Origin of the sequence: Vibrio sp. N418 (assembly GCF_000222565.1) — a bacterium.
Classification (GTDB): domain Bacteria; phylum Pseudomonadota; class Gammaproteobacteria; order Enterobacterales; family Vibrionaceae; genus Vibrio; species Vibrio scophthalmi.
This window is the reverse complement of record NZ_AFWD01000045.1, coordinates 74,798-101,514: the sequence shown is the minus strand read 5'-3', so window position 1 is coordinate 101,514 and position 26,717 is coordinate 74,798. Positions and strand designations below refer to the sequence as shown.

The following is a 26,717-nucleotide window of genomic DNA, read 5'->3' as shown; positions in this document are numbered from 1 at the left end:
AAAATTGATTAGCAATGAAAGCGTTACTCATAAGCGGCAATATTGCTTGGGTTGCTCAGTTATAAGAGGACACAGCATCGATTGAATAACGTGCTTTATAGGTATGCTGGTTTGATAAAAAAGCCCCGCTATCGCGAGGCTTTAACAGGCAGTGAAATTTGAGCCTTATTTAAATTGTTATACGACTTGCAAGATATCGACCATAGGTAGACGAGCTTTTGGCTTGCCAAAGTTGTAGTCAGCGCCATCTTGATGGTAACCCATAGACAGTGCCACTTCACAAACGTAGCCATCCAATTCTTCTTTGAACAGCTCGCCGATCAACTCAGAATCAATACCTTCCATCGTGGTTGAATCAATACCAAGACGGGCAAGGACATGCAATGTGTTACCAAGGGCAAGGTAAGTTTGTGAACGAGTCCAGTTGCCATTAAAGCCATTCTCATCGGTGTTTGCTTCTGCAAAACCGTAAGCGCCATTTAGCATGGTGTCGTACATATCCGCGGGTAGGTGGCCTGAGGTCACTTCCGCATCAACTACTTTTTTGTACAGATCTTTAGTGTAGTTCGGGTTGTAAGCGAACAAGATGGTGTGCGATGCACTCTTAGCATGTGGCTGGTTGAACTGATGTTTGTTGGCAAAAGTGTCATGCAGACGTTGCTTGGCTTCATCGCTTTCAATCACAATGAATTTCCAAGGCTGTGAGTTGATAGAAGAAGCTGACAAACGAATCGCTTGGTAGATCACCTCAAGATCCGCCGCAGAGATACGTTTTGATGGGTCATAAGCTTTAGCTGTGTAGCGAGATTCTAAGTCAGCGATAATTGGATGAGTCATATTCGTACCCTACTAATCTAAATGTCTTGGCCGATTGCCGTGTTGTTGGAATGCATTCTAGAGTGAGCGAAGATAAAGAAAAACCTTCTCATCATTAAAACATTATCAAAAAATAATTGATAATCCCGTTATCTATCTCTGCATAGCCCTTTTAGATAGTGATTTTTCTGGCAAATTAACCAGAGGCAATGTGGTCAATTCATTGCCTCTTAGTTGTGAATCCGCAGTGAATTAGTCGCCTATCAAGTTGAGTAATTTCTCCGCGGTCGTGACGGCTTCTTTGCGATTACTGATATTGAGTTTCTGATAAAGGTTGCGAATATGAGTTTTAATCGTGGTGGCAGCAACGTCCAATTCATGGGCGATTTGTTCATTACTAAAGCCAGAATAAATCAACCCCAGCACCTGCCATTCACGTAGGGTCAGTGGACTGGTTCGCACTACCTGAGGGATTTCTGGATGGTTGACCAGCTTGGTGACAAACTCTTCATCAAAGTGGATTGAACGGCAACGCTGTGTTGTTGAGATAGCCTTGAGTAGGTGCTGGGCACGATGGCGTTCAAGGTCGTCCAGCTCGGATTTATGATTGAGTTTATGCAAAAGGGGGGCGAGCATTTTTCCTTCAATGATGTACTGCCCAACAATACCGGTTTGATTGGTCAGTATCAGGGCATTTTTCAGAACTTGTTTAGCTTGAGTTTCATCGCCAAGGTGGATTGTTAAAACGGCTTCAAGGATCATATTGCGATTGGTATCGGTCACCAAGTGATGACAATCTGCTTGTTGTTGCAGAAATAACAGGGTTTGCTTGGCATGCTTGAATTGCCCTAGGTGGATTTGCACACGTGCGATATTACGCCATTGTAATTGAGTAAAATGATTGGCCGCGGTCTCAGGTCGTTGAGTATTCTCTAGCCATTGCTGCATCGCACTTTGATCGCCACGAGATTGCCAATAAAGAATCTGCGATAACGAAGCATTGGCGGTCCAATCTACGTGGTAAGTTGAAAGCTTGAGTAGATGATCGATCTGGTCGATAGACTTAGCAGCTTTGTCCAGTTCTCCACGTCCAATCGCAATTCGTGCGAGCATGGAATAGCAATGAAGGTGATCTTTAGCGGGCTGATTTTCTAATACTCGTAAGCCCTCATAAGCGCAAAATTCAGCCTCATCCAGGCGGTGCCAACTCCAAAGTAATTGCGAACGAATACGCAATAAAAATTCGTGCAGTGGTAGCTGTTGTAGTTGTTGATCTTCAATCAGCTTAAAGGCGTTTTCTTGAACATCATACGCGGCTTGAGCATAGCCTTGGGCGATCAAAATTTCGCTCTGTTGTAACATCGCCCAAAGTGCATGATGGTGTACTTGATATTGACGAGCGAGCTTTTCGGTTTGTTGCATCATGGGGAGCGCACGATCAAGATGGCCAAGCACATGGTTTACTTCTCCAATTACCGAGGTAGCAACGATACGGCTGTGATACACCGTATTGTCGATCTGGCTCAGCGCCAGTTCTGCCAAGGCCAGCGCTCGCTCAGGCTCGTTCTGATTGATGGCAATTTGCGCTCGTAGTGCGTTGAATTCCCCTTGGTCAGTGGCACTTAACGTGATGTTAAGGCGCTGCATCTCTTGGTCTGCTTGGTCAAGTAAGCGCTCGACATCGTGATAGCGATGCTGGCTTTGAGCCAACCATGCTTGCAGCATAGGCAAGATGGGGCGCTGGTAGAGTACCTCATTAGGTAGGCTAATAATCGCTGATTCGAGTGCTTCTAACTCGCCATTATTAAACATATTCCATCCATATTGCTGCAATATGTCTGCAATTAGCTCACTATTCGAGGATTTTTTTGCATGAAGCAGTGCTTGCTGTGGCATCGCTTGTTTAAGCCAAGCGTGGGCCGCGGCACTTTGCAGTTGAGCTTCTTGCTGTGGAATCCGAGCATGACGTTCATGGCGGAGAAAGTCGGCAAACAAGTTATGAAAGCGATACCAATTGTTTTCATCAAGGCGATGAATAAACAAGCCATACCGGCTGAGAGCCTCAATGCGGCTGAGCGCATCTTCTTGTTGGGTGACTTGTGCGGCGATCGCGTCATTAAAATGGTCTAGTACTGAGCAGTGCAACATGAATTGTTGTGTCGCGTTATCAAGTTGGTCAAACACTTCTTCGACTAAATAATCCCACAGATGTGCTTGATTGAATCGAACGTGATCTTTGCCATCTGTTATTGGCGAGAGTGCTTGTGGCAAAGAGTGTGAAAGAGTGTGCGCTGAATGCAGTAATGACTGGCTTTGCTGTGTTGTTTGTAGCGCAATTAATTGCAGTGCCGAAGCCCAACCCTCGACGTATTCACACAGGTAGTCTGTCGTTGTGCTATCGAGCTCATGGTTTATACGCTGTTGGAAAAATCGACTGGTTTCTTCGCGGTCAAAGGCCAGCAAGTGGCTGTCGATTTCTATCATCAGATCGCGGACGCGCAGGTTGGCAATACCAAAAGATGGCGTGGTGCGGCTGGTGACGATCAGCGTTATTTTATCGGGCATATGTTTGATGAAAAAGCGCATTGCTTGATGGATCGATTCATCCTCAATCAAATGGTAGTCATCCAACACAACAAAGCAGGGTTTATCTAGCGTGTCTATTTCAGTGAACGCGTCACCGATCAGGTTTTCTAACGAGGCATATTGCCGTTTCTCTGCTAATTTGAGTGCATTAAGGCAAGCATTATCACTGGCTCTATTCAGTGCTTGCAGCAAATAGTTGATAAAGCGAAAGGCATCGTTATCGCTTTCATCAATATTGTACCAACCAACATGTTGCTGTTTTGCTAGCCATTGAGCGGCCATGGTGGTTTTGCCATAACCTGCGGGAGAGCGAAATAAAATCAGTTTGTACTCTGTGGCATTTTGCAGCAATTCCAGCACGCGAGGTCGTAAAATAGCGTTATGTAATCGCCCTGGACTGGTTAGCTTTGAAGGAATCCACATCTGATTTCTATCCTTGTCATGTTAGCGGTTGGGCACCCTTTCCTTTGGGTTACCAATCGTTATCGCCATTTCTCTCTGGCGATCGCATTTATTGACTAATAGTACCGAACAATTATTTCAACGCGAGTAGCCGACGAGTCAGAGTTATGCTGAATTCACCTTTTGTGAGCGTCTACGCCCTACATTTGTGAACTTGATCAATTTCTTACTGCTGAGAGGCTGTTTTTACCACGATAAATGCCGCAGTGGTGTTTGATTTTCATACAGTCAATGAATGTGATGAACTTAAAATACGTGATCAAATTAACACTTTGTGCAATCGCTTATTAGGATTCACCTAGCTTGTTAGTTAGTGATACGAGTTTCATTTGCGAGATAGTGTGACATGGAACGCTTAAATGAGCCTATACAGGCTATTTCTGTGATCTTCACCACTGGATATGAGTATCTCCTCTTCTTCATTTCATCTACGCCCTCACTACTCCTCCTCATTACTCGCAGGGGGAGGAGGATGTTTTGCTGAGTACCGCCATGCACGATAGTGGTAGTAAAACAGCAAGGATTTCGCCAATGAAACCATTACAACAGACTCAATTTGATAAAACGTCATTTCAAAATAGTGTAAAAAAGCACCTCAGTGCGACTTACGCGACAACTATCGAACAAGCTTCAAGCCGTGCTTGGTATTTGGCTATGGGACGTGCACTAGCAGAGCTGACGACGTTCGATCTGCTAGAAACAGAGCAAGATGAGCGCATTCGCAATGCCAAGAGCGTGAACTATTTGTCGTTGGAATTTTTGATTGGTCGTCTAACCGGTAACAACCTGATCAGCATGGGCCTATACGAACAGATAACGGAAGCCATGAATGAGTTAGGACAAAACCTGACCGATTTGCTTGAAGAAGAGCGAGACCCGTCATTAGGCAATGGTGGTTTAGGTCGCCTTGCGGCTTGCTATATGGATTCATTGGCCGCGCAAGAATACCCAACAGTGGGCTATGGTCTGCATTATGAATATGGTCTGTTTAAACAGTCTTTTGTTGAAGGGCACCAACAAGAAGCTCCTGATGCATGGTGTGGGGTTGAGGGATATCCATGGGAAATTGCTCGTCCTGAATTAGCTCAGGAAATTGGTTTCTATGGTCATGTAGAAGTGTACCAAGATCAAGGACGTGAGCGTCGCCGTTGGGTGCCAGGCATGTCAGTGAAAGCGATGCCTTGGGATATTCCGATTGTCGGCTATCAAAGTGAAACCGTTTACCCACTGCGTTTGTGGGAATGTCGCGCTATTGCACCATTCTCTTTGGAGAGCTTCAATAATGGTAACTACTTTGAAGCGCAACATGCCTTGATTGATGCTGGTAATATCACCAAAGTTCTCTATCCAAATGACAACCATGAAAAAGGCAAAACGCTACGCTTGATGCAGCAGTATTTCCATAGTGCTGCCTCGGTTCGTGATATTTTGCGCCGCCATGAAGAGGCAGGGCATGATCTAGCTTCTCTGCCTCAATACGAAACCATTCAATTGAATGATACCCACCCAACCATCGCCATTCCTGAATTGATGCGTATCTTTATGGATGAGAAGGGCTTGGAATGGGCGGATGCATGGGCGATTTGCTCTAAGACCTTTGCTTATACCAACCACACGCTACTGCCTGAAGCGCTCGAAACGTGGAGCGAATCTTTGATTCAACGCTTATTGCCGCGCCATATGGAAATCATTTATCAAATCAATCACCTGTTCTTACAAGAAGTGCGTGCTAAGTGGCCGGGTGATGTGGCTAAGCAGCAGAAACTATCGATTATTCAAGAAGGTTTCCATCGTATGGTACGCATGGCTAACTTGTGTGTGGTCGGTGCTTATGCCGTTAATGGCGTGGCGGCATTGCACTCACAATTGGTCAAGCGCGACTTATTCCCTGAGTTTAATGAGCTTTATCCGGGGCGTTTACAAAATGTCACCAATGGCATTACGCCACGTCGTTGGTTGAAGTTCTGTAATCCGGGCTTGAGCCAATTGATCAGCGAGAAAATTGGTGATGAATGGCCGGCCAAGTTGGATCAGTTAGAAGCGATTTCTCAATATGCCAATGATGCGGAGTTCCAACAGCAGTTTATGGCAGTGAAAAAGGCTAACAAGCAACGTTTGGCTGATTGGGTGAAACGCAATATGGATATCGAACTGGATACCAATGCCATTTTTGATGTTCAGATAAAACGCTTACATGAATATAAGCGTCAACATCTCAATATGCTGCATATTCTGTCGCTTTATCATCGTCTGCTTAATGATGCGGATTTTGATATGGCACCACGAGTGGTGATCTTCGCGGCTAAAGCGGCGCCAGGTTATCACCTCGCGAAACAGATCATCTATGCCTTGAATATGATTGCCGAAAAAATCAATAACGACCCACGTATCGGCAATAAGCTCAAAGTGGTGTTCATGCCCGACTATCGCGTGAGCTTAGCAGAGATCATTATTCCAGCGGCGGACGTTTCGGAGCAAATTTCGACCGCAGGTAAAGAAGCCTCAGGTACGGGTAACATGAAAATGGCGCTGAATGGCGCGTTAACCATCGGCACCATGGATGGGGCGAACGTTGAAATTCGCGAAGAAGTGGGTGACGACAATATCTACATTTTTGGTCTTGATATTGATGAGGTTGAACAGGTACGTAATGGTGGTTACAACCCGTACGACTATTACAACGCCGATCCATTATTGAAAGCGTCTTTAGATTTGCTGGTGGGTGAGGAATTTACGCCGGGTGAGCCAGGTAAATTACGCGCGACGTTCGATAGCTTATTGGATGGTGGCGACCCGTATTTGGTATTGGCAGATTTTGCTTCTTATATTCAAGCGCATGAAGATATGGATAAGCAATATCGTGACCAAGCGGGTTGGGCGAAAAAAGCGATCCTCAACACTGCGCTGGTGGGGAAATTTAGCTCAGATCGAAGTATTCGTGACTACGTGAATAACATTTGGCAGCTGCAAAGCGTGCAACGTTAATCGCTTTTGTAATTGGTAAATTGTTAATAATTACTCGTTTAAGAGTCTCCTAAATGCCGTGTCATGCGGGAGGCTCTTGCGATTAAAAGGAGTATGAGGGAACCGGTGGGCATACGCTTAAATCAAGTTCCTTTGGAGAAAGCGATGATAAATTCGAATACCTTAAAGCAAGTCGCTGAGATGGCGAGAATCGCCGATCATTACGTCAGTGCATGGGGGGAAGATACTCTCGTGGAAGCACAAACCATTGAACGTCTATTAGCGGCATTAGGTTATGACACCAGTAGTGATGCGCAGCTACTCAGTTCAGCCAAGAAAAAGCATAAACCAGAGCTACTTCAATCTGCGATGGTCTTTCGTGATCAACAAGCGGTAGAGATTCCATTGCATCTTGGAGTGAGCGCACGTGAAAGTGACTTTAGTTGGCGTTTAGTCACCGAAGCCGGTGAAGTCTATGGTGGTTACTTACAATCACAAATTGTACGTGATGAACGGGCAGAGGGTGGGCCGCTAGTTTTTTCACTGCCGAATGATCTGCCTTGGGGATATCACCAGTTAACGCTGGAACGTAAGCGTAGAAAATCCCCCTATACCATGACGTTAATCCGCACTCCTGATACTTGTTATAAACAAGCTGAGATGGAGAATGGCAAAAAGATGTGGGGGCCAAGTGTTCAACTCTACACATTACGTACCTCCCACAACTGGGGAATGGGTGATTTTGGCGATTTGAAGCAACTGGTGGGAGAAATTGCCCAGCGAGGAGGCGACTTTGTTGGTCTTAATCCTATTCACTCGCTGTTTCCTGCCAACCCTGAAGGTGCAAGTCCTTATAGCCCTTCATCGCGTCGTTGGTTGAATATTCTCTATATCGATGTCAGCTCTGTGGCAGAGTTTTCTTTGTGTTCAGAAGCTCAACAACTGGTTGGCAGCGCAGAGTTTCAACAGCGTCTACAAAATGCACGTGATGCGCACTGGGTCAATTACAGTGAAGTGGCGAGCCTAAAATTGGCGGTACTGCCGTTGTTGTTTGCTGAATTCAAAAAGCGTCACCTTGATACGAATAGCGAGCGCGCTTCAGCGTTCCTCGATTTTGTCGAATTAGGAGGTGAAAGCTTACGTCATCAAGCGACGTTTGATGCTTTGCACAGCGTATTGCACGCGCAAGACAATAGTGTTTGGGGCTGGCCTGTTTTTCCTGAAAAGTATCGCCGTTTTGAGAGTAAAGCGGTACAACAATTTGTTCGTGAGCAACAAGATCTCGTTCATCTGTATATGTATCTACAGTGGGTGGCAGATAGCCAAGTAAACGAAGCTCAAACGTTGGCTGAGCAAAAAGGGATGGCGGTTGGGATCTATCGAGATTTGGCAGTCGGTGTGGCGGACTCTGGGGCTGAAACTTGGGCAGATAACGGCATTCTAGCCTTAGATGCCAGCATCGGTGCTCCGCCAGATATCTTGGGGCCATTGGGACAAAATTGGGGGCTTCCACCGTTGAATCCGCAGGCGTTGCAAGCAAGTGGATACGAGGCCTATATCCAATTGTTACGGGCTAATATGCAGCACTGTGGTGCTTTGCGTATTGATCACGTATTAGGATTGCTGCGTTTGTAGTGGATACCAAAAGGGGAGAATGCGACGAAAGGGGCCTATGTCTATTATCCAGTGGAAGAGATGTTGGCTATTTTGGCTCTTGAATCTCATCGTCATCAATGCAGTGTGATTGGTGAAGATTTAGGTACTGTGCCAGAAGAGATCGTGGATATTTTACGTGATGCTGGTGTGCACTCTTATAAAGTGTTCTTTTTTGAAACCTCTAAACAAGATGGCGGCTACCTTTCACCTGAGCATTATGCGCCGCAATCTATGTCGGCATTGTGTACTCATGACATGCCCACTCTGCGAGGGTTCTGGCATTGTGATGATCTCAAAATGGGTCAAGAGTTGGGTTTGTACCCAGATCAACAGCAGCTGGATATCTTGTTTGAGCAGCGTTTGAAAAGTAAACAGGGTATTTTAGATTCAGTGGCGTGGCACGGCCTTTTACCGGAAGGAGTGGGGCGTGATGCTCAGTTTGTTCCGATGGATGAATATTTGGCGGAAGCGTTGCAAATGCACCTTGGATATGGCTCATCGACTCTGTTTAGCGTTCAACTTGAAGATTGGCTACAAATGGACAATCCAGTCAATATTCCCGGTACGGTCGACGAATACCCTAACTGGCGTCGTAAACTATCGATGAACCTTGATGATCTGTTTTCTGATCCTCGGGTTAATCGAGTAGCTGAACAGCTCACACAGGCGCGTGCCAAGGTAAGCCGCACTTAAGTTATTGATGTGTATAGTTGCACTCGAAACTTCTGCATGGGTCACTCCATTGCAACCCAGTTTTGGGTACTATAGAGCGACATTATATGAAATATTACACCTAATTGATTAGGTTGATTCGCCTGCTTAACGGGATTATTGATGTTAAGCAGGCTTTTGCTTGTTTAGTGGCTAAACCAAATTGTTAGTCACTGCTAAGCCGAAAGTTACGCTAGGGAGAGAATAACTTGAACACCAAGACCGTGGACAAAATAACACAGGCTTATCAGCAACTTTCACAGGCCTCAATGGCCGACCCTTTTGCTTTTTTGGGGCCTTACCTACCGTTAAGTGAGGGCTCACTTCGAGTCTGGATGCCGGGAGCTAATAACGTTGCTCTGCTGATTGACGGTGAACCTCGCGTTGATTTAATCCGTGAAGATGATTCGGGTTTTGTACTCACTCAGTCTCGCGATCTGCGTTTTACCCACTACCAATTGGCTGTCGATTGGAATGGTGCAGAACAAATTATAGATGACCCTTACCAATATCATGGCATCTACGCGGAATATGATGATTTACACACACCTAAAGCGATGTATCACCATATGGGTGCGCAGTTTGTTACGCTGGAGCGTGATGGAAAAGCGATTAGTGGTACGCGATTTTTAGTGTATGCACCGCATGCCAGTGCATGTAGCGTGGTGGCCGATTTTAACCATTGGGATGGCCGTCGAACCCCACTACAACGTTTAGATTACGGTATTTGGGGGATCTTTATTCCTAACTTACCGGAAGGGACGCGTTACAAATTTGAGATGAAAGGACCGCAGGGAGAAGGGTTGCCGCATAAGGCTGATCCATGGGGATTCTTTGCAGAGCAACATCCGTCGTTTTCATCGGTGACCTACGATCACTCTCGTTACCAATGGCAAGATAGCCAGTGGCAGCAACGTCCGGTGACGGAAAAGCGCAAGCAAGCGTTGTCATTTTACGAGTTGCACCCGGGCTCATGGCGCCGAGATGAAAACAATCAGTTCCTCAACTACCGCCAATTAGCCGAGCAACTCGTACCGTATTTGGTTGATATGGGGTATACCCATGTGGAACTGATGCCGGTTTCTGAGCATCCATTTTATGGTTCGTGGGGTTATCAACCGGTTGGATTATTTGCACCAACCAGCCGTTTTGGCTCGCCAGATGATTTTAAGTTCTTTGTTGATGCCTGCCACCAAGCGGGATTAGGCGTGATACTCGATTGGGTGCCAGCACACTTCCCATCCGATGATCATGGCTTAGCTAATTTTGATGGTACACCGCTTTATCACGATCCCGATCCGCGTCGCGGTTGGCACCAGGATTGGAATTCATTTATCTATGATATGGGCCGAGAGAATGTTCGTCGTTTCTTAGTGTCCAATGCTCTGTACTGGTTTGAACAATTCCATATTGATGGTATTCGAGTTGATGCCGTGGCTTCGATGCTTTATCTAGATTACTCGCGCAGTCATGATCAATGGCTACCGAATATTGATGGTGGTAACGAAAACTACGATGCCATTGCGACTCTAAAATGGATGAATGAAGAAGTGTATAAACACTTCCCGAATGCGATGACCATTGCCGAAGAATCGACGGCGTTTCCGGGCGTTTCTGCCCCTACGTTTATGGGTGGCTTAGGTTTTGGTTTTAAATGGAACATGGGTTGGATGCACGACAGTTTATCGTATATCCAACAAGATCCCGTCCATCGTAAATATCACCACAACACGATTACTTTCCCGTTGATCTACGCGCACAGTGAGAATTATGTATTGTCGCTTTCGCATGACGAAGTCGTGTACGGCAAAGGGTCGATCCATAACAAGATGCCAGGTGATGAATGGCAGCAAACGGCTAACCTGCGCGCTTACATGGGATACATGTATGGCCAACCGGGTAAGAAGCTTAACTTCATGGGGGCTGAGTTTGGTCAAACGGGCGAATGGAATCATGATGGCCAACTGCAATGGTTCCTGTTGCAGTTTGAGCGTCACCAAGGGGTGCAAAATCTGACTCGTGATTTGAACCTGCTTTATCGTCAGCAACCAGCGTTGTTTGAGTTAGATTGTGAGCCGAAGGGTTTTGAGTGGCGCTTACAAGATGCCGAAGATGCCAGCATCTTGGCTCATGAACGTATCAGCGAGCAGGGTGAACGAGTATTGGTTGTGACCAACTTTACGCCAGTGCCACACGATGAGTTCCGCTTGGGCGTACCTCTGGCAGGTGATTATCAATTGCTACTCAATACCGATGCAAAAGAGTATGACGGTAGTGGTTATACAGTACATACAACAATCAAAACGGAAGCGATTGAGAGTGAAGGCCAAGCGCAATCGTTATTGATTAGCCTACCACCGTTATCGACGCTGTTTTATAAGTTGATTTAGTCACGACAAGCTAACCGATGACAAGCCCCTCTGATGAGGGGCTTTTTCGTCTGAGGCTTCCATTAGCAAGCTGATGAATATCTCCTACACTGATTGGTATAAAAGGAGAAATTGTATGATTACAGCGCTTTATGCCGCTTTGCTGGCATTGTTAATGATGTGGTTGGCGGTACAAGTGATTAAGCAGCGTCGTAAAAATAAAGTGGCGTATGCAGATGGCAGTATTGAAGGACTGCAAATCGCGCGCAGTGCGCAGGGGAATGCGGTCGATTCGATTCCGATTACGGTTATTTTGCTGGCATTACTAGAGATGAACGGCGCGAATGTATTACTGATTCACGGTATAGGGATTTTGTTTCTCGTTGCGCGGATTGTGCACGCACGGGCGATATTAGCTCAAGATCTTAAAGGCCGAATCATGGGAATGAAACTGACATTCGCAACCATGTTTACCTTGGTGATACTCAATGTGGTCTATCTGCCATTTGATAAGCTGTGGTAGTCGTATTGCGACTGCGCCGAGCAAAGTGTGTCACTGATACTGATTGTGAATAGGATAACCTATGAAATTGTCTTTGCCTCCAGCATGGTTATTGGTGCTGGTGGGGTTGGTGTTAAATATCTTGGCGATTTTAATGTCGAGTATTGTCCTCGAAGATCTTGGTGGAGAGGTGGCGCACTTATCGCAACAAAAACAAGATCATCTGTATTCAATTCAATTAGCGTGGAATAGTGTTGAAACCTTAGAGCGTAAACGTGAGTCTTTATTGCTTTATATGGCGCAGCCTCAGCCTATAGCGGAGGTGGCGCATGCAATAAGAATGGATCTGAATGATTGGTTAAATACGCCTATTCCACCGTTAGTTAAGCACAATGTGATGCAACTGATGGAATTAATTGATGATGCACAGCGGGAGTATCGCGATCAAATTGATGGCTTCTACTTAAACAATATCACGCTAAGTGAGCAAATGGCTCAACTGCAAGAGCGTATTGCTTGGTATCGTAACATCAGTTTGTTTCTTCAAGTGTTTGGTTTGGCGCTGATCCTTGCCCGTGATTTAGCGCGTAAATAAAAAACCGCAGCCGAGGCTGCGGTTAGATGACGTTGTAAGGCTCTCGATTCTAGCGAAATAACCACTTACTGAGTGGTGTGCGCTCAATACCTTTCACTAATGCCAATGTAATCACGATTGTGCCTGAGAAGACCAATGCGTCTTTTGCAGGTCCAGTGACTTCCAGTAAGCCACTTACATTCATCATAAAGATGATCACAGGCAAGTGGGCGACGTAAATCGGCAGTACCGATTTCGACAAGTTAAGCACCCATGGAGTGTTACCCAAATTTGGCTTTGCTAATAGGAATAAAAAGATTCCTGTTCCCCACAACATGGTGCCAAAGAGGAAGTCATTGCCATTGAATGGCTGTTGGTAAGCGACGAGCCAATACGCTTCGGCGAAGTGAATCGCCATTCCCACCAATGCAAGCACCATCGCTTTTGGGGCTGTTACTTGAATATCCTTTTGTCGGATCACAAAGCCAATCGCAAACATTAAGGTACTAAAGAATGGGCCATTACGGGTGAAAAATGGTGTCCATAATTCGGTAATGTTCTGGTAACTGCCGGCCAGTACGCCATAAATGTACAATACCGCGGCGAACGGAATCAGCCAGTTGAGCTTGTCGGCTTTTGCAAATAGGGCAGTGATAAGCGCAGCAATCATCAGTGCGGGAATAAACCATAGGTGCACCAAGCCGCCTTCCAATAGGGTATTTAGCGGAGATTGTGCAAGAAAGCCCCAGTAACCGCTGCGTTCAGCGATGTAGCCTTCGGTCATGAACTTGTATAGGTTAAATGGCATCGCAAGACAAATCACACTCCAAACGATGAAGACACGTAGCAGCGGAGCGCAGTAGCGTTTTGCTGTATCGATTGGGGTTGCGGTGAGTTTTGGTTGGATCAGATAGCCTGAAATCAAGAAAAACAGCGGTACGGCAAATCGGGTGGATTGGTTAAAAATGTAACCGAACCACGGTGTGTCTTGATAGAGAAAGTAGCTCAGAAACATCTGACAATGCATAGCCACAACGACGAAGATCGCAATTAAGCGACCAAGCTCGATACTGGTGATTTTTTTGGATTCCATAGTTCTTTTCTGGTTCATTGAAAACGCGCTAACGCTATCAGGAAAACGCTTGCGTGCAATGGATATCAATCAGTTTCAATCGTAATTTTGGATTAAAAATTCCTATTTCGAGATGCAAATCAAGTTTGTGTAGGCCTTTAAACTTGGCGATCAAGCTTGCAAATAAGTACGGTCGTGCTAAAAATAGAGATATCAAGGTAATATGGTCAAGTGATGAGTAAAGGTCGATTAACCCGCGAAGCCATTTTGGCGACGGCTTTTGAGCTGGCAAGTAAGAACGGATTGGAAAGCTTAACCATAGGTGAGCTGGCAAAGCAGTGTTCGATGTCTAAGAGCGGTTTGTTTGCCCATTTCAATTCGAAAGAGAATTTACAAATAGCGGTGATAGAGCACGCCAATCAAGTGTTTATTCAACGCGTCATTGCGCCAGCTCGCACGCTTGGTGATCACGATATCACCGATAAGCTCAAAGCCTTGCTGGATAATTGGCTAGGCTGGAATCATTCCTTTCAGGGCAGTTGTATGTTTTTAGATGCTTGGAAAGAGAATTCAAGCGCCAGTACGCCATTGCAAGTGGTGTTAAAAAAGACCGTTGCTATGTGGATTGGTTACCTTGAAATTCAGGTTGCCAAAGGGGTTGAACAAGGACAATTTCGCTCAGACTTGGATGCTAAACAAGCCACCTTTGAGCTGTATGGGCTTTATTTGAGCGCTCATTTGTTCTATTCCATTCGTGGGGAAGAGGAGAGCCAAACTCATTTTTGGCAAGGTATTGAGCGTCTCATCAATCATTGGCGAGTATGAAGCTTATCTGAGCAAAATTAGCCGTTCACCAGACTAAGAGATGCAAGCACAGCAAAGCTGTGCTGATAAATAGCACGGTCGTTCGCTTTTGTGTTTATCGATGTTGAGGAGCGATGAGTTGCAACGGAACAAATTATTTAGGGAATCACGACAATGAGTGAAAAAATCTACTTCAATACGTCCAATAAGTTCAGTGTTAAGCGCAGCTTAGTCAACGTATCCACTCGCTTGCATCATCGTTTGGCGCCACATCATGCGCGTAATACCGCGCGAAAACTGTTGCTAACACCGCTGCGTACCAAACCAAAGAACAGCGCGCCGCAAGGGTTGGTGAAAGGGCAAGTCACGTCAAAAGAGGGCGTACTAAGCACATATTCATTGGGCAGTGGCCCTGTTTGGGTACTCACGCATGGTTGGTCTGGCACCGCAAGCCAGTATTTCCCTTTGATGGAACATATTGCTAGCCGCGGCTATACCGCATTGGCGTATGATCATCCGGGGCACGGTGAAAGTGAAGGCGTGTATGGCCATATCCCGGCGTTTGTCGCTGGGTTGGAGGCAGTACTTGATAGCGTCCATGATGTGGCGGGCCTTGTCGGTCACAGTATGGGTACCGCTTCTGCGATAGAGTGCCATCATGCTAAGTTGGTTGATAAGCCGCTGTTACTTATTGCTCCAGTGTTGGATTATCTTGATAACCTGTTTGGTAGCGTGGCGCGGTCAGGCTACTCAATGCGCTTATTTAATGATGTCGTGCAAGAAGTTGAAGCGCAATATCGTTATCCAATCCAATCAATTGATCCTTACCAAAAGTTGGCTCAGCGCCAATCATCCACCATTATTGTGCATGATGAAGGCGATAAGTTTACTAAGTTCTCGGTGTCACAGCGTGCCGCAAATGAGATGAGCAATGTTGTGCTGGTGGCGACACAAGGACAAGGGCATGGTCGCGTGATGATGTGCAAACAGGTGATGGAGAGCTTTGATAACTTAATTTAAAATCAAAACCTTAACATTTATAACCATATTCTTGATGTGGTTAACAAATTCGCAAAGCAAAATATTTCCTTAGAGGGTTATGTGGGATCATTTTAAATGCCTACTGGCCCTCACAAGGAAAATAATAATGAATAAAAATGATAGTGTCCCTCTACCGAGTAATACCCGAGAATGGTTAATCAACCGCAATAGTCTGATTATTTTGGCTGATATTGCTTTGTTTGCTGTGCTCTACTTCAATCTACCATTTGAGCCAGATGTAGTACTTGGCCTAAGCATGTTGATCTTTGTTGCGATTCTTTGGTTAACCGAAGCGCTTCATGTCACGGTTACCGCAATTCTCGTTCCCATCATGGCGGTGCTATTCGGCGTATTTAATACTCAGACGGCACTGAACAACTTTGCTAACTCGATTATTTTCCTATTCTTAGGCGGCTTTGCCTTAGCTGCAGCGATGCACCGTCAAGGTTTAGATAAAGTGATTGCCGATAAAGTATTGATTATTGCCAAAGGTAAGATGAGTACTGCAGTTTTCATGTTGTTCGGTGCTACCGCTTTACTCTCCATGTGGATCAGTAATACCGCTACGACCGCAATGATGCTGCCTTTGGTGTTGGGCGTGTTGAGTAAGGTGAATGAAGAGAGCGGCCATAAAACCTACGTATTTGTGTTATTGGGTATTGCATACAGTGCCAGTATTGGTGGTATAGCGACCATCGTCGGCAGCCCTCCGAATGCGATTGCTGCCGCTGAAGTTGGTTTAACCTTTACCGAATGGATGGCTTTTGGCTTACCAACGGCGGCGGTACTGTTACCTGTCGCCATTGCGGTGTTGTATAGCACTTTAAAACCGGAATTAAATGGTGAGTTTGAACTGAACCACGAACCAGTGAATTGGGATAAAGGCAAGGTTGTTACCTTGGCGATTTTTGCTGCGACCGTTTTCTTCTGGATTTTTAGTAAACCAATTAATGCCATGATTGGTGGTTACGCTAAATTTGACACCATTGTGGCTCTGAGTGCGATTGTCGCGGTCAACTTTGCGCGAGTGGTGCATTGGAAAGATATCGAAAAGACCGCCGATTGGGGCGTATTACTGCTGTTTGGTGGTGGTATCTGTTTGAGTAACGTCTTAAAAGCAACAGGGGCTAGTGTATTCTTAGCTAATGGCTTGAGCGAAATGATCTCTCATCTTGGATTGTTTGTTATCGTCGTCGTTATTGCCGCTTTTGTGGTGTTCTTGACTGAATTTGCTAGTAATACTGCCAGTGCGGCCTTGCTGATCCCTGTTTTTGCCAGTGTTGCGGAAGCGTTCGGTTTATCGCCAGTTATCTTGTCGGTGTTAATTGCTGTTTCTGCCTCGTGTGCCTTTATGCTGCCCGTAGCCACACCGCCTAATGCGATTGTGTTTGGTTCAGGTCATATACAGCAAAGCGAGATGATGAGGGTGGGGATCGTGCTTAATATCGTCTGTATCGTGGCCCTGACAGTGATAGCGATGCTGTTCTGGTCGTAACGCTACGTACCACTCGAACCATCAAGAGTAAAAACGCTAAGCTTGCTTGGCGTTTTTTATGTGCAAAAAAATGGTCAGAAAACGTAAGTTTGATAAATGATAAACGCAATCGAGTGAATAACACGAGTTCATCACAAATCCGAATCATTGTTGCGGAGGATTGCCCCAAAATCGATGCGCAATACGATTCATCCATGGCATTTATTGCTAAAGTTTTTTGCATTGGGTTATTTTTATCGTTTATGCAGGGATATGAAAAAGCACATTTTACGTTATGCGCTCGCGCTGTTCTTAGTAGGCTGTGGTGGTCCATCAGAAAAGCAAATGCTGCAACAGTATGTCGACTATACCCAGTTTAATCATGATATGCCGGCATTGTATGAAGCGAGTAAGCATAAGAAGCTTGATGGCTATGAGCAATCGGAAACGCTCTATATTGCTGACATGAGCCATGAAATTAGGTTTTTGATGGATTTCGACCAATTTAGCCACTATATCAACGAAAGTGCTGGCTTTTTTGCTCCTGTTTATTTGATGCAGATCCGCACTGAGTTTGGGGATTTTAAACAGGGTGACGTGAAGAAAATGACCAACACGATCACCTTTGTGAAAAAAGAGAGTGGTTGGACGTTGTTTCAACCGAATTGAAGCGAATATAAAAAAAGAGCCTGTCGAATGACAGGCTCTTTTTGATCAAGCGTTGAATTTGGCGTGATTACTCAGCCGCTTTCTTGTTTGATGCCCAAGCGTACATTAACTCAAGCGCGACAGTTGCGCCTGCAAGTGCCGTTACATCGCTGTGGTCGTATGGCGGTGATACTTCAACCACATCCATACCGACGATATTCATACCAGCAAAGCCACGTAGAATTTTCAGCACTTTGTCTGAGTTCAAGCCACCACACACTGGCGTACCTGTACCTGGAGCAAAAGCAGGATCAAGACAATCGATATCGAAGGTAACGTAAACTGGCTTGTCGCCAACGATGCCACGTACTTTCTCAACGATTTCTGTTGCCGTCATGTCATTCGCTTGCATCGCGTTAATCACATTGAAAGCGTGATCTTGCTGTTCATACTCAGTACGAATACCGATTTGCACAGAGTGCTTAGGCGAGATCAGACCTTCTTTCGGCGCATGGTAGAACATGGTGCCGTGGTCGTAAGCGCTGCCATTTGCATAGGTGTCAGTGTGGGCATCGAAGTGAATCAATGCCATCTCACCGTGGTGCTTCGCGTACGCACGCAGAATTGGTAGTGTGATGAAGTGATCACCACCCAACGCCAGCATGGTTTTGCCATTTTTCAAAATTTCACTGGTTGCTTTTTCTAAGCGGTAAGTGAAGTCTTCAGCATCGCCACAATCGAATACTAGATCACCAGCATCAATAACTTTAGCGCGATCAAATACATTGAAATCCCAAGGGAATTTTTTACCTTCCCATGCAAGATTTACTGATGCTCTACGAATTGCGTCTGGGCCCATACGTGCTCCAGGACGACCCGATGTTGCCATATCCAGAGGCACACCTAGCACCACCAAATCTGCATCGCTGCCGATAGGGTTACGTAGGTAAGGACGGCGCATAAAGCTCATCGAATTCGAGTAGAGTGAATAATCGGTTTTGCTAAACAAATCATTCATTTAAAAATCCTCTAAATAGGTGTAACCACATAGGCCTTGTTCTAGCTCTTGCAGTACCTGTTGTTGTTCTTGTTGGTTAACTCGCTGGTTAACGAGCTCGCGATAATGCTCGCGAATGTCCTCTACGTCAATGTGAACGTAACGAAGCATGTCTTCAACGGTGTCACCTTCATCGATTCGTTCAATGATTGCTTCACCATGATCGTTGACGGTAACCACTGCGCTGTGAGTGTCACCAAACAAGTTATGCATGTCACCTAAAATTTCTTGGTAAGCGCCGACGAGGAAGAACCCCATCAAATAAGGCTTGTCTGTGCTCCATGCTGGTACTGGTAACGTTGTCTCAATACCTTGCCCTTCAACATACTGTTCGATGGCGCCATCGGAGTCACAGGTGATATCTAGCATTACGGCACGGCGGTCTTCTAACTCTTCCAAACCTGACAGAGGAAGCACAGGGAAGACTTGGTCGATACCCCATGCATCTGGCAATGATTGGAACAACGAGAAGTTAACAAAGAACTTATCCGCTAAGCGCTCATGAAGCTCATCGAGAATAGGGCGATGGAAGCGGTTCTTGGTGCTCAATGCACGTGTTAGTTCAAAGTAGATACGCAGCGAAACTTGTTCAGACCAAGCGCGTTGCGGCAGATTGAGTAGACCCATCGCAAATTGTGAGTGCACTTCAGATAAGTCACTTTGTGTGTCGTTGTAAATTTCAATCAATGCACGAGCGTCGCTGCCTTCTTGCAATGCTTGCAAATTACGCCACATATTTTGCAGTAGCGTAGGGGCGTCATCTTGCGGGGCTTCGATATGCTCAGGCTGATACGTTTCAGTGCCGATTACGTTGGTGATCAAAACAGCGTGGTGTGCAGTCAATGAACGGCCAGATTCAGAAATAATTACTGGCATTGGCTGACCGTAATCTTGACATACATCACCAACGGTTGAGACGATATTGCGAGCGTACTCAATCAGCCCATAGTTCATTGAGCTTGAAGATTGGCTGCGTGTACCATCGTAATCCACTGCGAGGCCGCCACCGATATCAAAGAAATCGATTTTTGCGCCCATTTCACGCAGTTCACAGTAGAAGCGTGCAGATTCATTCACCCCATTGCGAATATCGCGAATGTTGGCCATTTGTGAGCCAAGGTGGAAGTGAACCAGTTGCATCGCATCAAGTTGATCTTCTTTCTTTAGACGCTCGATAACCGTCAATACTTGAGAGGCAGACAAACCGAATTTCGATTTCTCACCACCACTGGCCTGCCATTTACCTGCTCCTTGTGAGGCAAGGCGAATGCGGATACCTAAGCGTGGTTTAACGCCTAAGCTTTTCGCTTCAGTTAGCACTAGATCAAGTTCTGACAATTTCTCAAGTACGATGAAAACTTTGTGACCTAGCTTCTCGCCTATCAGGGCAAGACGAATGTATTCACGGTCTTTATAGCCGTTACACACAATCACAGAGCTGGCTTTTTGCGCCAAACCTAACACGGCAAGAAGCTCAGGCTTACTGCCCGCTTCGAGACCCAATTGTTTGGTTTCCAAGCTCGCTTGGCTGGCAAGTATTTCATCAACCACTTCTTTTTGTTGGTTGACCTTAATTGGGTAAACCAAAAGATAGTTGTTCGGGTATTGATACTCTTCAATCGCTTGGTTGAAAGCCTGACAAATACCATGCACTCGTTGGTGCAGAATTTGTGGGAAGCGAACCAACACAGGTAAATTAAGCTGCTTTTGCTCTAATTGAGTAACAATCTTACTTAATGGAATTTGGTGCGCTTTGTCGGTGGTAGGAGATACGTACACTTCACCTTGGTTATCAATGCCATAGAAACCTTGGCTCCAGTAATGTACGTTGTAATCCGCGCGCACGCGGTCTAATTGGGATGTTTTTTCCACATCTATTCTCACGAAAATAGAGAGAAGAACATGAATCAGATTACGCTGATATCACACCTGACACGGCGTTGTAGGGCTTACGTGTCGCGCGCATTAACGGATAAATGGCAGACGGAGTAAAACAAATTAAAATTATCGATTCGACAACGGAGTGTTGAGTAAAAAATATGTCTAAAATGCTCTAAATTCAACTTGTTTAGCAATAAAAAAACGCCCCATCAATTGGAGCGTTACTTTATTAATCTTCTTCAACTAGGCTGCTATCTTCTGAGTAGTCTTCAGATGCATCTGGTTTAGTGCGACCATTTAAGGTGTGGAAGCGTTTACGACCTCGGGCAAGTTGAATGTACTTCAGCCAAATACGCTCAAGTTTCGTTTTCGCTTTACCTGGGTTCTCAATGACTTTAACAAAGTGCTTCTCTTCTGCATTCTGCGGAGAGAGCTCCCCCGTTTCTAAGCCAAACATGGTGTCGCCGTAGAGCGTTAGGATTTCTTCTTCGGCAAGTGTAAAATCACCGGATTTGGCAAAACCACGTGGAAATTTCGTGTTGTCGTAAAAACGTTTCTTGCCATGACGAAATTCAGTGTCAGACATTTCGATAAACCTCAAATGGTATGGAATGGACTAAAGACCAGTGCCATTGAGCCTTGATATCAGTGCGGCCTAATCAGCATTGGTATATGGCGAAAATTAGGCGTAAAGTAAGCAAAAGAAAAACAAAATATTTTTATCATATCCATTAATTTATATCGTTAAATACATGTAACACTTTACACTTTCTTGCTTTATTAATTTAGGATTTCCCTGTTAATCTTGCTGCGTCATTTTCTGAGGTATAACAATGGACGTAAAAGTCTTTAGAACATTTTTAGAGTTGGCAAAAGTACGTCATTTTGGACGTGCTGCTGAAAACTTATACATTACACAAGCTGCCGTAAGTGCACGTATTAAACAGCTCGAAGGTTATTTTGATACTCAGCTTTTTATTCGTGACCGTAATAACATTAAGCTAACATCTGCAGGGGAACGTTTGGTTAGCTATGCCGAGGTGATGGTGACAACCTTGCAACAAGCAAAGTTAGAGCTGTCTCTAGAAAGTGGCAAAAAATTGCAACTTACCATGGGTGGAACACCCAATGTTTGGGATGCTTACCTACAAAACTGCTTGAGTGCGACCACCGAAGCGTTTGATGGGTATGGATTTATGGCGGAAGTGATGGGGCGCGAATCGCTGGTTCGTAGCTTACAAGAACGCACGCTCGATATGGCCTTTGCTTTTGATCAAATCAAAGCAGATGAATTGAATTGCAAGAAAGTCGCTGACGTTGTTCTTCTTTTGGTTTCCACCGACTCTCATGCATTCAATACGGTATTTAGTGATAAATACGTTTACGTCGATTGGGGCACTAAATTTGCCTCTGAACACGCTGAGCGTCATGCAAAAGTACCTGCGCCATATTTGAGAACCTCGACTGCTCGTATTGCCTTAGATTTTATTTTGGAAAAAGGTGGTAGCGCATATCTACCCGCTTCATTGGTAGAGCCTTTCTTAGCGAGTGGTCAACTGCATAAAGTGGAAGGGGTAGAAGAGTGGTGTCGCCCAATCTATTTGAGCTATCGTAAAGCCAGCTCATCGGTTGATGCGATTAAGCAAGTCGAAGAGTTAGTAAAAAACATCGACCCAATCACTGCCTACAGTTTGCAAAACGCTGCTGAGAGCTGAGAGCTGAGAGCTGAGAGCTGAGAGCGTTAACCTTTAAAAAAACCTCGTCATTGAACGAGGTTTTTTTGTTTTAGCGAATCTATTCTTTAGATCAGAAAGTCTGTTTAAATAATTCCAAATCAAAGATTCATCAAACTTTCAATCGATTCTTCAATTGAGAGAGTTTGATAATAGTGAATCGTCGGACCTTCTAACGTTTGGATTTCGATTGCATCAATATTCGTCACACCATGAGAGTCGATGACTCCGAGTGATTGTTCGACAGTTTTACAGATATGTTTTGAGTGATCGCGAAGCACGATGGTGCATGAGTGTAAGTTCATAGCCAACTTCCTATTGCTTATCCTTGCAACGCTTGTCTCGTTACGGCTCTTGAAACAAGTTCCTTCACTAAAGTTAGTTAAGGAATGTGAGATAGGCAACTAGATGTTTAAATTATCAGTTAAGCCCTTGATTATGGACTATTGAGTTCCGAATGTGGCTATAAAAATCGGTGGTTAGGGGTAAACTAATGGATAGAAACGGTGTAGCCAGAGGGTAAATAACCATGCCAGATATTGATTCAATGACCCATTCGCAAGGCCAACTGCATCGCCAATATCAGCGGGCACGACAAGCGCGAGATGCTCGTTTTGATGGTCGGTTTTTTGTTGCCGTGAAAACCACCAAAATATTTTGCCGTCCCATTTGTCCGGCTAATTTACCCAAAGAAGAAAACGTTGAGTATTTTGATGACGCAGCTCAGGCATTACATGCGGGTTATCGACCTTGTTTACGTTGTCGCCCTGACAGTGCGCCTAATTCGTGGGCTTGGCAAGGAACAGCAACATCATTTGAACGCGCATTAAAGCTGATTGAGTTGGGGGAGTTACAACACACCACTTTGGATAAACTGGCTGAGAGGCTTGGCATTACCGACCGATATTTAAGGCAATTGTTCCAGCAGCGGTTGGGTATGTCACCGAAAGAATACGCTTTGTATCATCAATTGATGTTCGCTAAGCAACTACTCCACAACAGCAATATGAGTATCACAGATATCGGTTTTGCCAGTGGTTTTAATAGTACGCGCCGCTTTAATGATGCTTTTCGTAAGGCGCTCAACCTAACGCCAAGTGCACTGCGTCGAGCTTCGCATTTGCCCGTTGAAACGCACACTATTGAACTCAGTTATCGTGGCGCTTTTGATTGGCAATATGCGCTGAATTTTTACCGCCTACGTGCCATAGAAGGTTTGGAGTGGGTCGGGGAAAGTGACTACCAGCGCCGCTTCCAACTTGGTGAAGCATCGGGAATGTTGACTGCTCATTTTGCTCGCAAAGCCAATACGGTGCAGTTAGAGTTTGAATTATCGGATATCAGCCAGCTAAAAGCTTTGGTCAATCAAGTTCGCCGTATGCTGGATTTGGATGCAGACACCAATGCGATTGAACAACACTTTCACGCTTTAGATCCTCATCTTGTTCGTTATTCGGGGCTACGTATTCCAGGAGTATGGAGTGCCTGGGAAGCCGGTGTTCGAGCCATTCTTGGTCAGCAAGTCTCGATCAAAGCGGCAATCAATCAACTCAATCTATTGGTGCGAACCATACAGCCACAAGGGGTCACTCATTTCCCCAATGCTAAAGAGATCGCTGAGGCCGATTTGAGCTTTTTGCGTATGCCGCAAAGCCGTAAAGAGACGTTGAAACGTTTCGCCGAGTTAATGGTGGTTGCTCCCGACGCTGACTTTTCTCAATGGTTGGCGGTGAAAGGGATTGGGCCTTGGACGGTGAACTACGCTGCGCTGAGAGGGTTATCTCAACCGGACTGTTTTCTTGATGGGGATTTAGTGGTGAAAAAATCACTACAACAATTTCCCTCCATCAATGCGACTGCCGTTGCCCCATTTGGTAGTTACGCAACTTTTCATTTATGGAGTCATGCAGGATGAAACGCTACACCATAATCGATAGCCCATTAGGGAAAATAACACTTCAGTCGAATCAGCTTGGCTTAACCGGAGTGTGGTTTGAAGTGAACACCACCTTACCGAGCGAGTTGGGTGAGCGTGATGATAGTGATGCACTATTGTTGACTGCGAAAACACAATTGGATGAGTATTTTCTTGGTATTCGAAATCAATTTGATTTGCCACTGGCTGCGGTTGGCACTCCGTTTCAAATGCAAATTTGGCAGGCGCTAACCACGATCCCATTTGGTGAAACTTGGAGCTATCAGGATTTGGCAAATGCGATTGGCAATCCAAAAGCCGTACGTGCAGTGGGGCTCGCTAATGGTAAAAATCCGATTTCGGTGATTGTGCCATGTCATCGTGTGATTGGTAAAAACGGGAAGTTGACCGGCTATGCAGGCGGTGTTGAGCGAAAAGCGGCACTGCTCAAGTTGGAGCAGGGCTAGTAGTCCAGTGAAATTGGCTGGTTATGATTTTGGGTGAGTGGGTGGTATCGGATAATTGGCAGGATCGAACAGTGGCTTTTTAGGGCTAAAATAGTCGCAAGCCTGACGTGTTGCTAGTGTGGGTTGTTCCCATGCGCCACACAGATCTTTTCGGTTGTCGCGAGTTCGGGTGAATTGGCGACACTGTCCGCATTTAAACATGATTGATTCCTTTCAATCGAGATAAATTTAAGTGCAGACAGTGTAAAACCAGTACGAGTTCTAGCCTTTGATCTCAGTGACTATTTTCGATGAAATCAACCGACTATTTATTCTCTTTGGCTTCGCGTTTGTGTTTAGGCACGTAGTTTAGAATCGAAATTGGTAGCGGTTTATTTGGCACAAAGCCTTCAATTTCACGACGTTCAAGCAGATGGCCTAAACGGCTTTCAATCATACATAGGTTTTTAAAATTATCGCGTGATACAAATGAGATCGCTTCACCACTCGCATCCGCACGGCCAGTACGGCCAATACGGTGCACGTATTCATCTGCAGGGAATGGCAAGTCGTAGTTGATGACTCGCGTTAAGCCTTCAATATCGATACCACGAGCACCGACACCTGTTGCGATCATGTACTTAATTTTGCCTGCTTTGAAATCTTGCAGTAGCTGTGAACGTACCGCTTGGCTGCGACCACTGTGGAATGCTTCCGCTTCGATACCGCGCTTTTCCAGTTGCTGCGCTAATTTAGCCGCCCCGTGTTTAGTTTCGATGAAGATCAGCGTTTGATCCCAATCATTCTCTTTAATTAGGTGGCTAAGTAGCGCTGATTTTTTGTCTTTATCAACTGCAATCAACCATTGCTCAATGCTTTTCTTTGACGCTTGGTTAGCGGCGATTGAAATTTCAAACGGGTTGTAAACGGCGGTCTTGGCGAGTTCACGAACTTTGTTTGACAAGGTTGCCGAGAACAGTAGGTGCTGAATGTCGGTCGGTAAACGGTCAAGGATCTTGTTGATGTCTTCGATAAAGCCCATGTCTAACATACGGTCTGCTTCATCAAGAACCAAAACCTCAACTTCATCAAAATGGACCGCGTGTTGACCATAGAGATCAAGTAGGCGACCTGGTGTCGCAACCAGAACATCGACCCCTTCGATCAACGCTTGTTTTTGTAATTTTTCATCCACGCCACCGTACATTGCCAGCGAGGTAAGTGGAAGGTTTTGGCCGTAATCACGGACTTTCTCTTCCACTTGGCAAGCAAGCTCACGAGTTGGTGTTAGAATCAGTGCGCGGATGCGTTTTTTACGCTGAGTTTCGCCTTTGCTCAGTTTTTCCAAGATAGGCAATACGAAGCCGGCTGTTTTACCGGTACCGGTTTGCGCTGCGGCAAGTAGGTCTTGGCCTTTTAAAATCTCAGGAATCGCTTTGATTTGAATCGATGTTGGCTTGTTATAGCCAAGCTTCGTTAGTGCGTCTGTGATTGGTTGGCTTAAACCAAGTTTTGAGAATGGCATGATTGAACTCTGCATCAAAAAGGTGGAAAGGGGCTTGTGCCCCTTATTAACGGGCCGAGTTTAGCATGAAGCTTCACGAGATGTTACGAGATATATGACGTAACAGTCGATCGAAGTTTAAGCGTAGTGAGTGCCGAGCTTACTCAAAACATATTCTCGTTGGATTTTATCTCTTTCATTGCTTTGTCTTTATCGTGCTTGTGTTCGTCGATTTTCTTTTGCATTTCATCGCACTTATCATGTGCCTTGTCGTCTGAACACCTTATTTCTTTCTCCATGTTTGCAGCTTTCTCTTTCATCTTGCCTTCATGTTTGCTCATTGTATCGGACATGGCTTTATCACCTTTGTCCTTCATTTGTTGTTTGGATGCTTCAAGGCTCATGTCGCTAGTCTCACCATGGTGAGAAGCTAGAGTCGTGGGAGTGAAAAATAGCGCAGTAATAAGAGCAACGAGCGTAGGAGTATGAGTCATAGCAGGCC

The 26,717-nt window shown here is 45.3% G+C and carries 21 protein-coding genes and 1 pseudogene; 12 read left to right on the top strand and 10 right to left on the bottom strand.

The features are described 5' to 3' along the window. Positions 1-177: 177 nt before the first annotated feature. Both RH86_RS08935 and malT read right to left on the bottom strand, forming a co-directional pair. Complete coding sequence (locus RH86_RS08935) at positions 178-837, bottom strand: NAD(P)H-dependent oxidoreductase (RefSeq protein ID WP_009733717.1); 660 nt, start codon at positions 835-837, stop codon at positions 178-180. A 231-nt stretch (positions 838-1,068) separates the two neighbouring features. Next, the gene (gene malT / locus RH86_RS08930; protein ID WP_009733716.1) at positions 1,069-3,825 is read right to left on the bottom strand and encodes an HTH-type transcriptional regulator MalT; all 2,757 of its coding nucleotides are present in this window, start codon (positions 3,823-3,825) and stop codon (positions 1,069-1,071) included. Positions 3,826-4,395: 570 nt separating this feature from the next. Here malT and RH86_RS08925 point away from each other — a divergent pair. The 5 genes and pseudogenes from RH86_RS08925 (at position 4,396) to RH86_RS08905 (ending at position 12,661) form a co-directional block, all read left to right on the top strand. Next, on the top strand, positions 4,396-6,849 hold the full coding sequence (locus RH86_RS08925; protein ID WP_009733715.1) for a glycogen/starch/alpha-glucan phosphorylase: 2,454 nt from the start codon (positions 4,396-4,398) through the stop codon (positions 6,847-6,849). 144 nt (positions 6,850-6,993) lie between these two features. Next, positions 6,994-9,177: pseudogene (gene malQ / locus RH86_RS08920) on the top strand (4-alpha-glucanotransferase). A gap of 227 nt (positions 9,178-9,404) precedes the next feature. After that, positions 9,405-11,585: a 1,4-alpha-glucan branching protein GlgB gene (gene glgB / locus RH86_RS08915; RefSeq protein ID WP_009733712.1), complete on the top strand. Its 2,181-nt coding sequence runs from the start codon at positions 9,405-9,407 to the stop codon at positions 11,583-11,585. 115 nt (positions 11,586-11,700) lie between these two features. Next, positions 11,701-12,087: an MAPEG family protein gene (locus RH86_RS08910; RefSeq protein WP_009733711.1), complete on the top strand. Its 387-nt coding sequence runs from the start codon at positions 11,701-11,703 to the stop codon at positions 12,085-12,087. 61 nt (positions 12,088-12,148) lie between these two features. Beyond that, positions 12,149-12,661: a hypothetical protein gene (locus RH86_RS08905; protein ID WP_009733710.1), complete on the top strand. Its 513-nt coding sequence runs from the start codon at positions 12,149-12,151 to the stop codon at positions 12,659-12,661. Between the two features lie 49 nt (positions 12,662-12,710). On the opposite strand, the gene RH86_RS08900 is transcribed toward RH86_RS08905, so the two are convergent. After that, on the bottom strand, positions 12,711-13,733 hold the full coding sequence (locus tag RH86_RS08900; RefSeq protein ID WP_009733709.1) for an acyltransferase: 1,023 nt from the start codon (positions 13,731-13,733) through the stop codon (positions 12,711-12,713). Between the two features lie 213 nt (positions 13,734-13,946). Between RH86_RS08900 and RH86_RS08895 the strand changes: the two genes are divergently transcribed. From RH86_RS08895 to RH86_RS08880, 4 genes are all read left to right on the top strand, one after another. Then, on the top strand, positions 13,947-14,537 hold the full coding sequence (locus RH86_RS08895) for a TetR/AcrR family transcriptional regulator (protein ID WP_009733708.1): 591 nt from the start codon (positions 13,947-13,949) through the stop codon (positions 14,535-14,537). A 153-nt stretch (positions 14,538-14,690) separates the two neighbouring features. Continuing rightward, positions 14,691-15,536 (top strand): alpha/beta hydrolase, encoded by an 846-nt coding sequence (locus RH86_RS08890; RefSeq protein WP_009733707.1) that lies wholly within the window; start codon positions 14,691-14,693, stop codon positions 15,534-15,536. A gap of 127 nt (positions 15,537-15,663) precedes the next feature. Then, positions 15,664-17,052 carry an SLC13 family permease gene (locus RH86_RS08885; RefSeq protein ID WP_009733706.1) on the top strand — a complete coding sequence of 463 codons (1,389 nt, stop codon included), beginning with the start codon at positions 15,664-15,666 and terminating at the stop codon, positions 17,050-17,052. Between the two features lie 252 nt (positions 17,053-17,304). After that, positions 17,305-17,700 (top strand): hypothetical protein, encoded by a 396-nt coding sequence (locus RH86_RS08880; protein WP_038219476.1) that lies wholly within the window; start codon positions 17,305-17,307, stop codon positions 17,698-17,700. A gap of 67 nt (positions 17,701-17,767) precedes the next feature. Here the strand turns inward: RH86_RS08880 and speB are convergent, their stop codons facing one another. From speB to RH86_RS08865, 3 genes are all read right to left on the bottom strand, one after another. Next, on the bottom strand, positions 17,768-18,697 hold the full coding sequence (gene speB / locus RH86_RS08875) for an agmatinase (protein WP_005593388.1): 930 nt from the start codon (positions 18,695-18,697) through the stop codon (positions 17,768-17,770). After that, the gene (speA, locus tag RH86_RS08870) at positions 18,698-20,608 is read right to left on the bottom strand and encodes an arginine decarboxylase (protein WP_038219474.1); all 1,911 of its coding nucleotides are present in this window, start codon (positions 20,606-20,608) and stop codon (positions 18,698-18,700) included. A 238-nt stretch (positions 20,609-20,846) separates the two neighbouring features. Continuing rightward, positions 20,847-21,203 carry a DUF413 domain-containing protein gene (locus RH86_RS08865; RefSeq protein WP_005593390.1) on the bottom strand — a complete coding sequence of 119 codons (357 nt, stop codon included), beginning with the start codon at positions 21,201-21,203 and terminating at the stop codon, positions 20,847-20,849. A gap of 247 nt (positions 21,204-21,450) precedes the next feature. Here RH86_RS08865 and RH86_RS08860 point away from each other — a divergent pair, with 247 nt between their 5' ends. Next, the gene (locus RH86_RS08860) at positions 21,451-22,332 is read left to right on the top strand and encodes a LysR family transcriptional regulator (protein WP_009733703.1); all 882 of its coding nucleotides are present in this window, start codon (positions 21,451-21,453) and stop codon (positions 22,330-22,332) included. Positions 22,333-22,451: 119 nt separating this feature from the next. On the opposite strand, the gene RH86_RS08855 is transcribed toward RH86_RS08860, so the two are convergent. After that, a complete protein-coding gene (locus tag RH86_RS08855; protein WP_009733702.1) occupies positions 22,452-22,655 on the bottom strand; it encodes a hypothetical protein in 204 nt (67 codons plus the stop codon). Between the two features lie 224 nt (positions 22,656-22,879). Between RH86_RS08855 and RH86_RS08850 the strand changes: the two genes are divergently transcribed. Further along, positions 22,880-24,265 carry a DNA-3-methyladenine glycosylase 2 family protein gene (locus RH86_RS08850; protein ID WP_009733700.1) on the top strand — a complete coding sequence of 462 codons (1,386 nt, stop codon included), beginning with the start codon at positions 22,880-22,882 and terminating at the stop codon, positions 24,263-24,265. After that, positions 24,262-24,732: a methylated-DNA--[protein]-cysteine S-methyltransferase gene (locus RH86_RS08845; RefSeq protein WP_009733699.1), complete on the top strand. Its 471-nt coding sequence runs from the start codon at positions 24,262-24,264 to the stop codon at positions 24,730-24,732. The genes RH86_RS08850 and RH86_RS08845 overlap by 4 nt, the downstream gene beginning before the upstream one ends. A gap of 21 nt (positions 24,733-24,753) precedes the next feature. Here the strand turns inward: RH86_RS08845 and RH86_RS20130 are convergent, their stop codons facing one another. From RH86_RS20130 to RH86_RS08835, 3 genes are all read right to left on the bottom strand, one after another. Then, on the bottom strand, positions 24,754-24,933 hold the full coding sequence (locus RH86_RS20130; RefSeq protein WP_083181436.1) for a hypothetical protein: 180 nt from the start codon (positions 24,931-24,933) through the stop codon (positions 24,754-24,756). A gap of 103 nt (positions 24,934-25,036) precedes the next feature. Then, positions 25,037-26,236, bottom strand: a complete 1,200-nt coding sequence (locus tag RH86_RS08840) for a DEAD/DEAH box helicase (protein ID WP_009733698.1) — start codon at positions 26,234-26,236, stop codon at positions 25,037-25,039. Between the two features lie 143 nt (positions 26,237-26,379). Then, entirely contained in the window at positions 26,380-26,709 is a 330-nt protein-coding gene (locus tag RH86_RS08835) for a hypothetical protein (RefSeq protein WP_009733697.1), read from the bottom strand. Between the last annotated feature and the right edge of the window lie 8 nt (positions 26,710-26,717).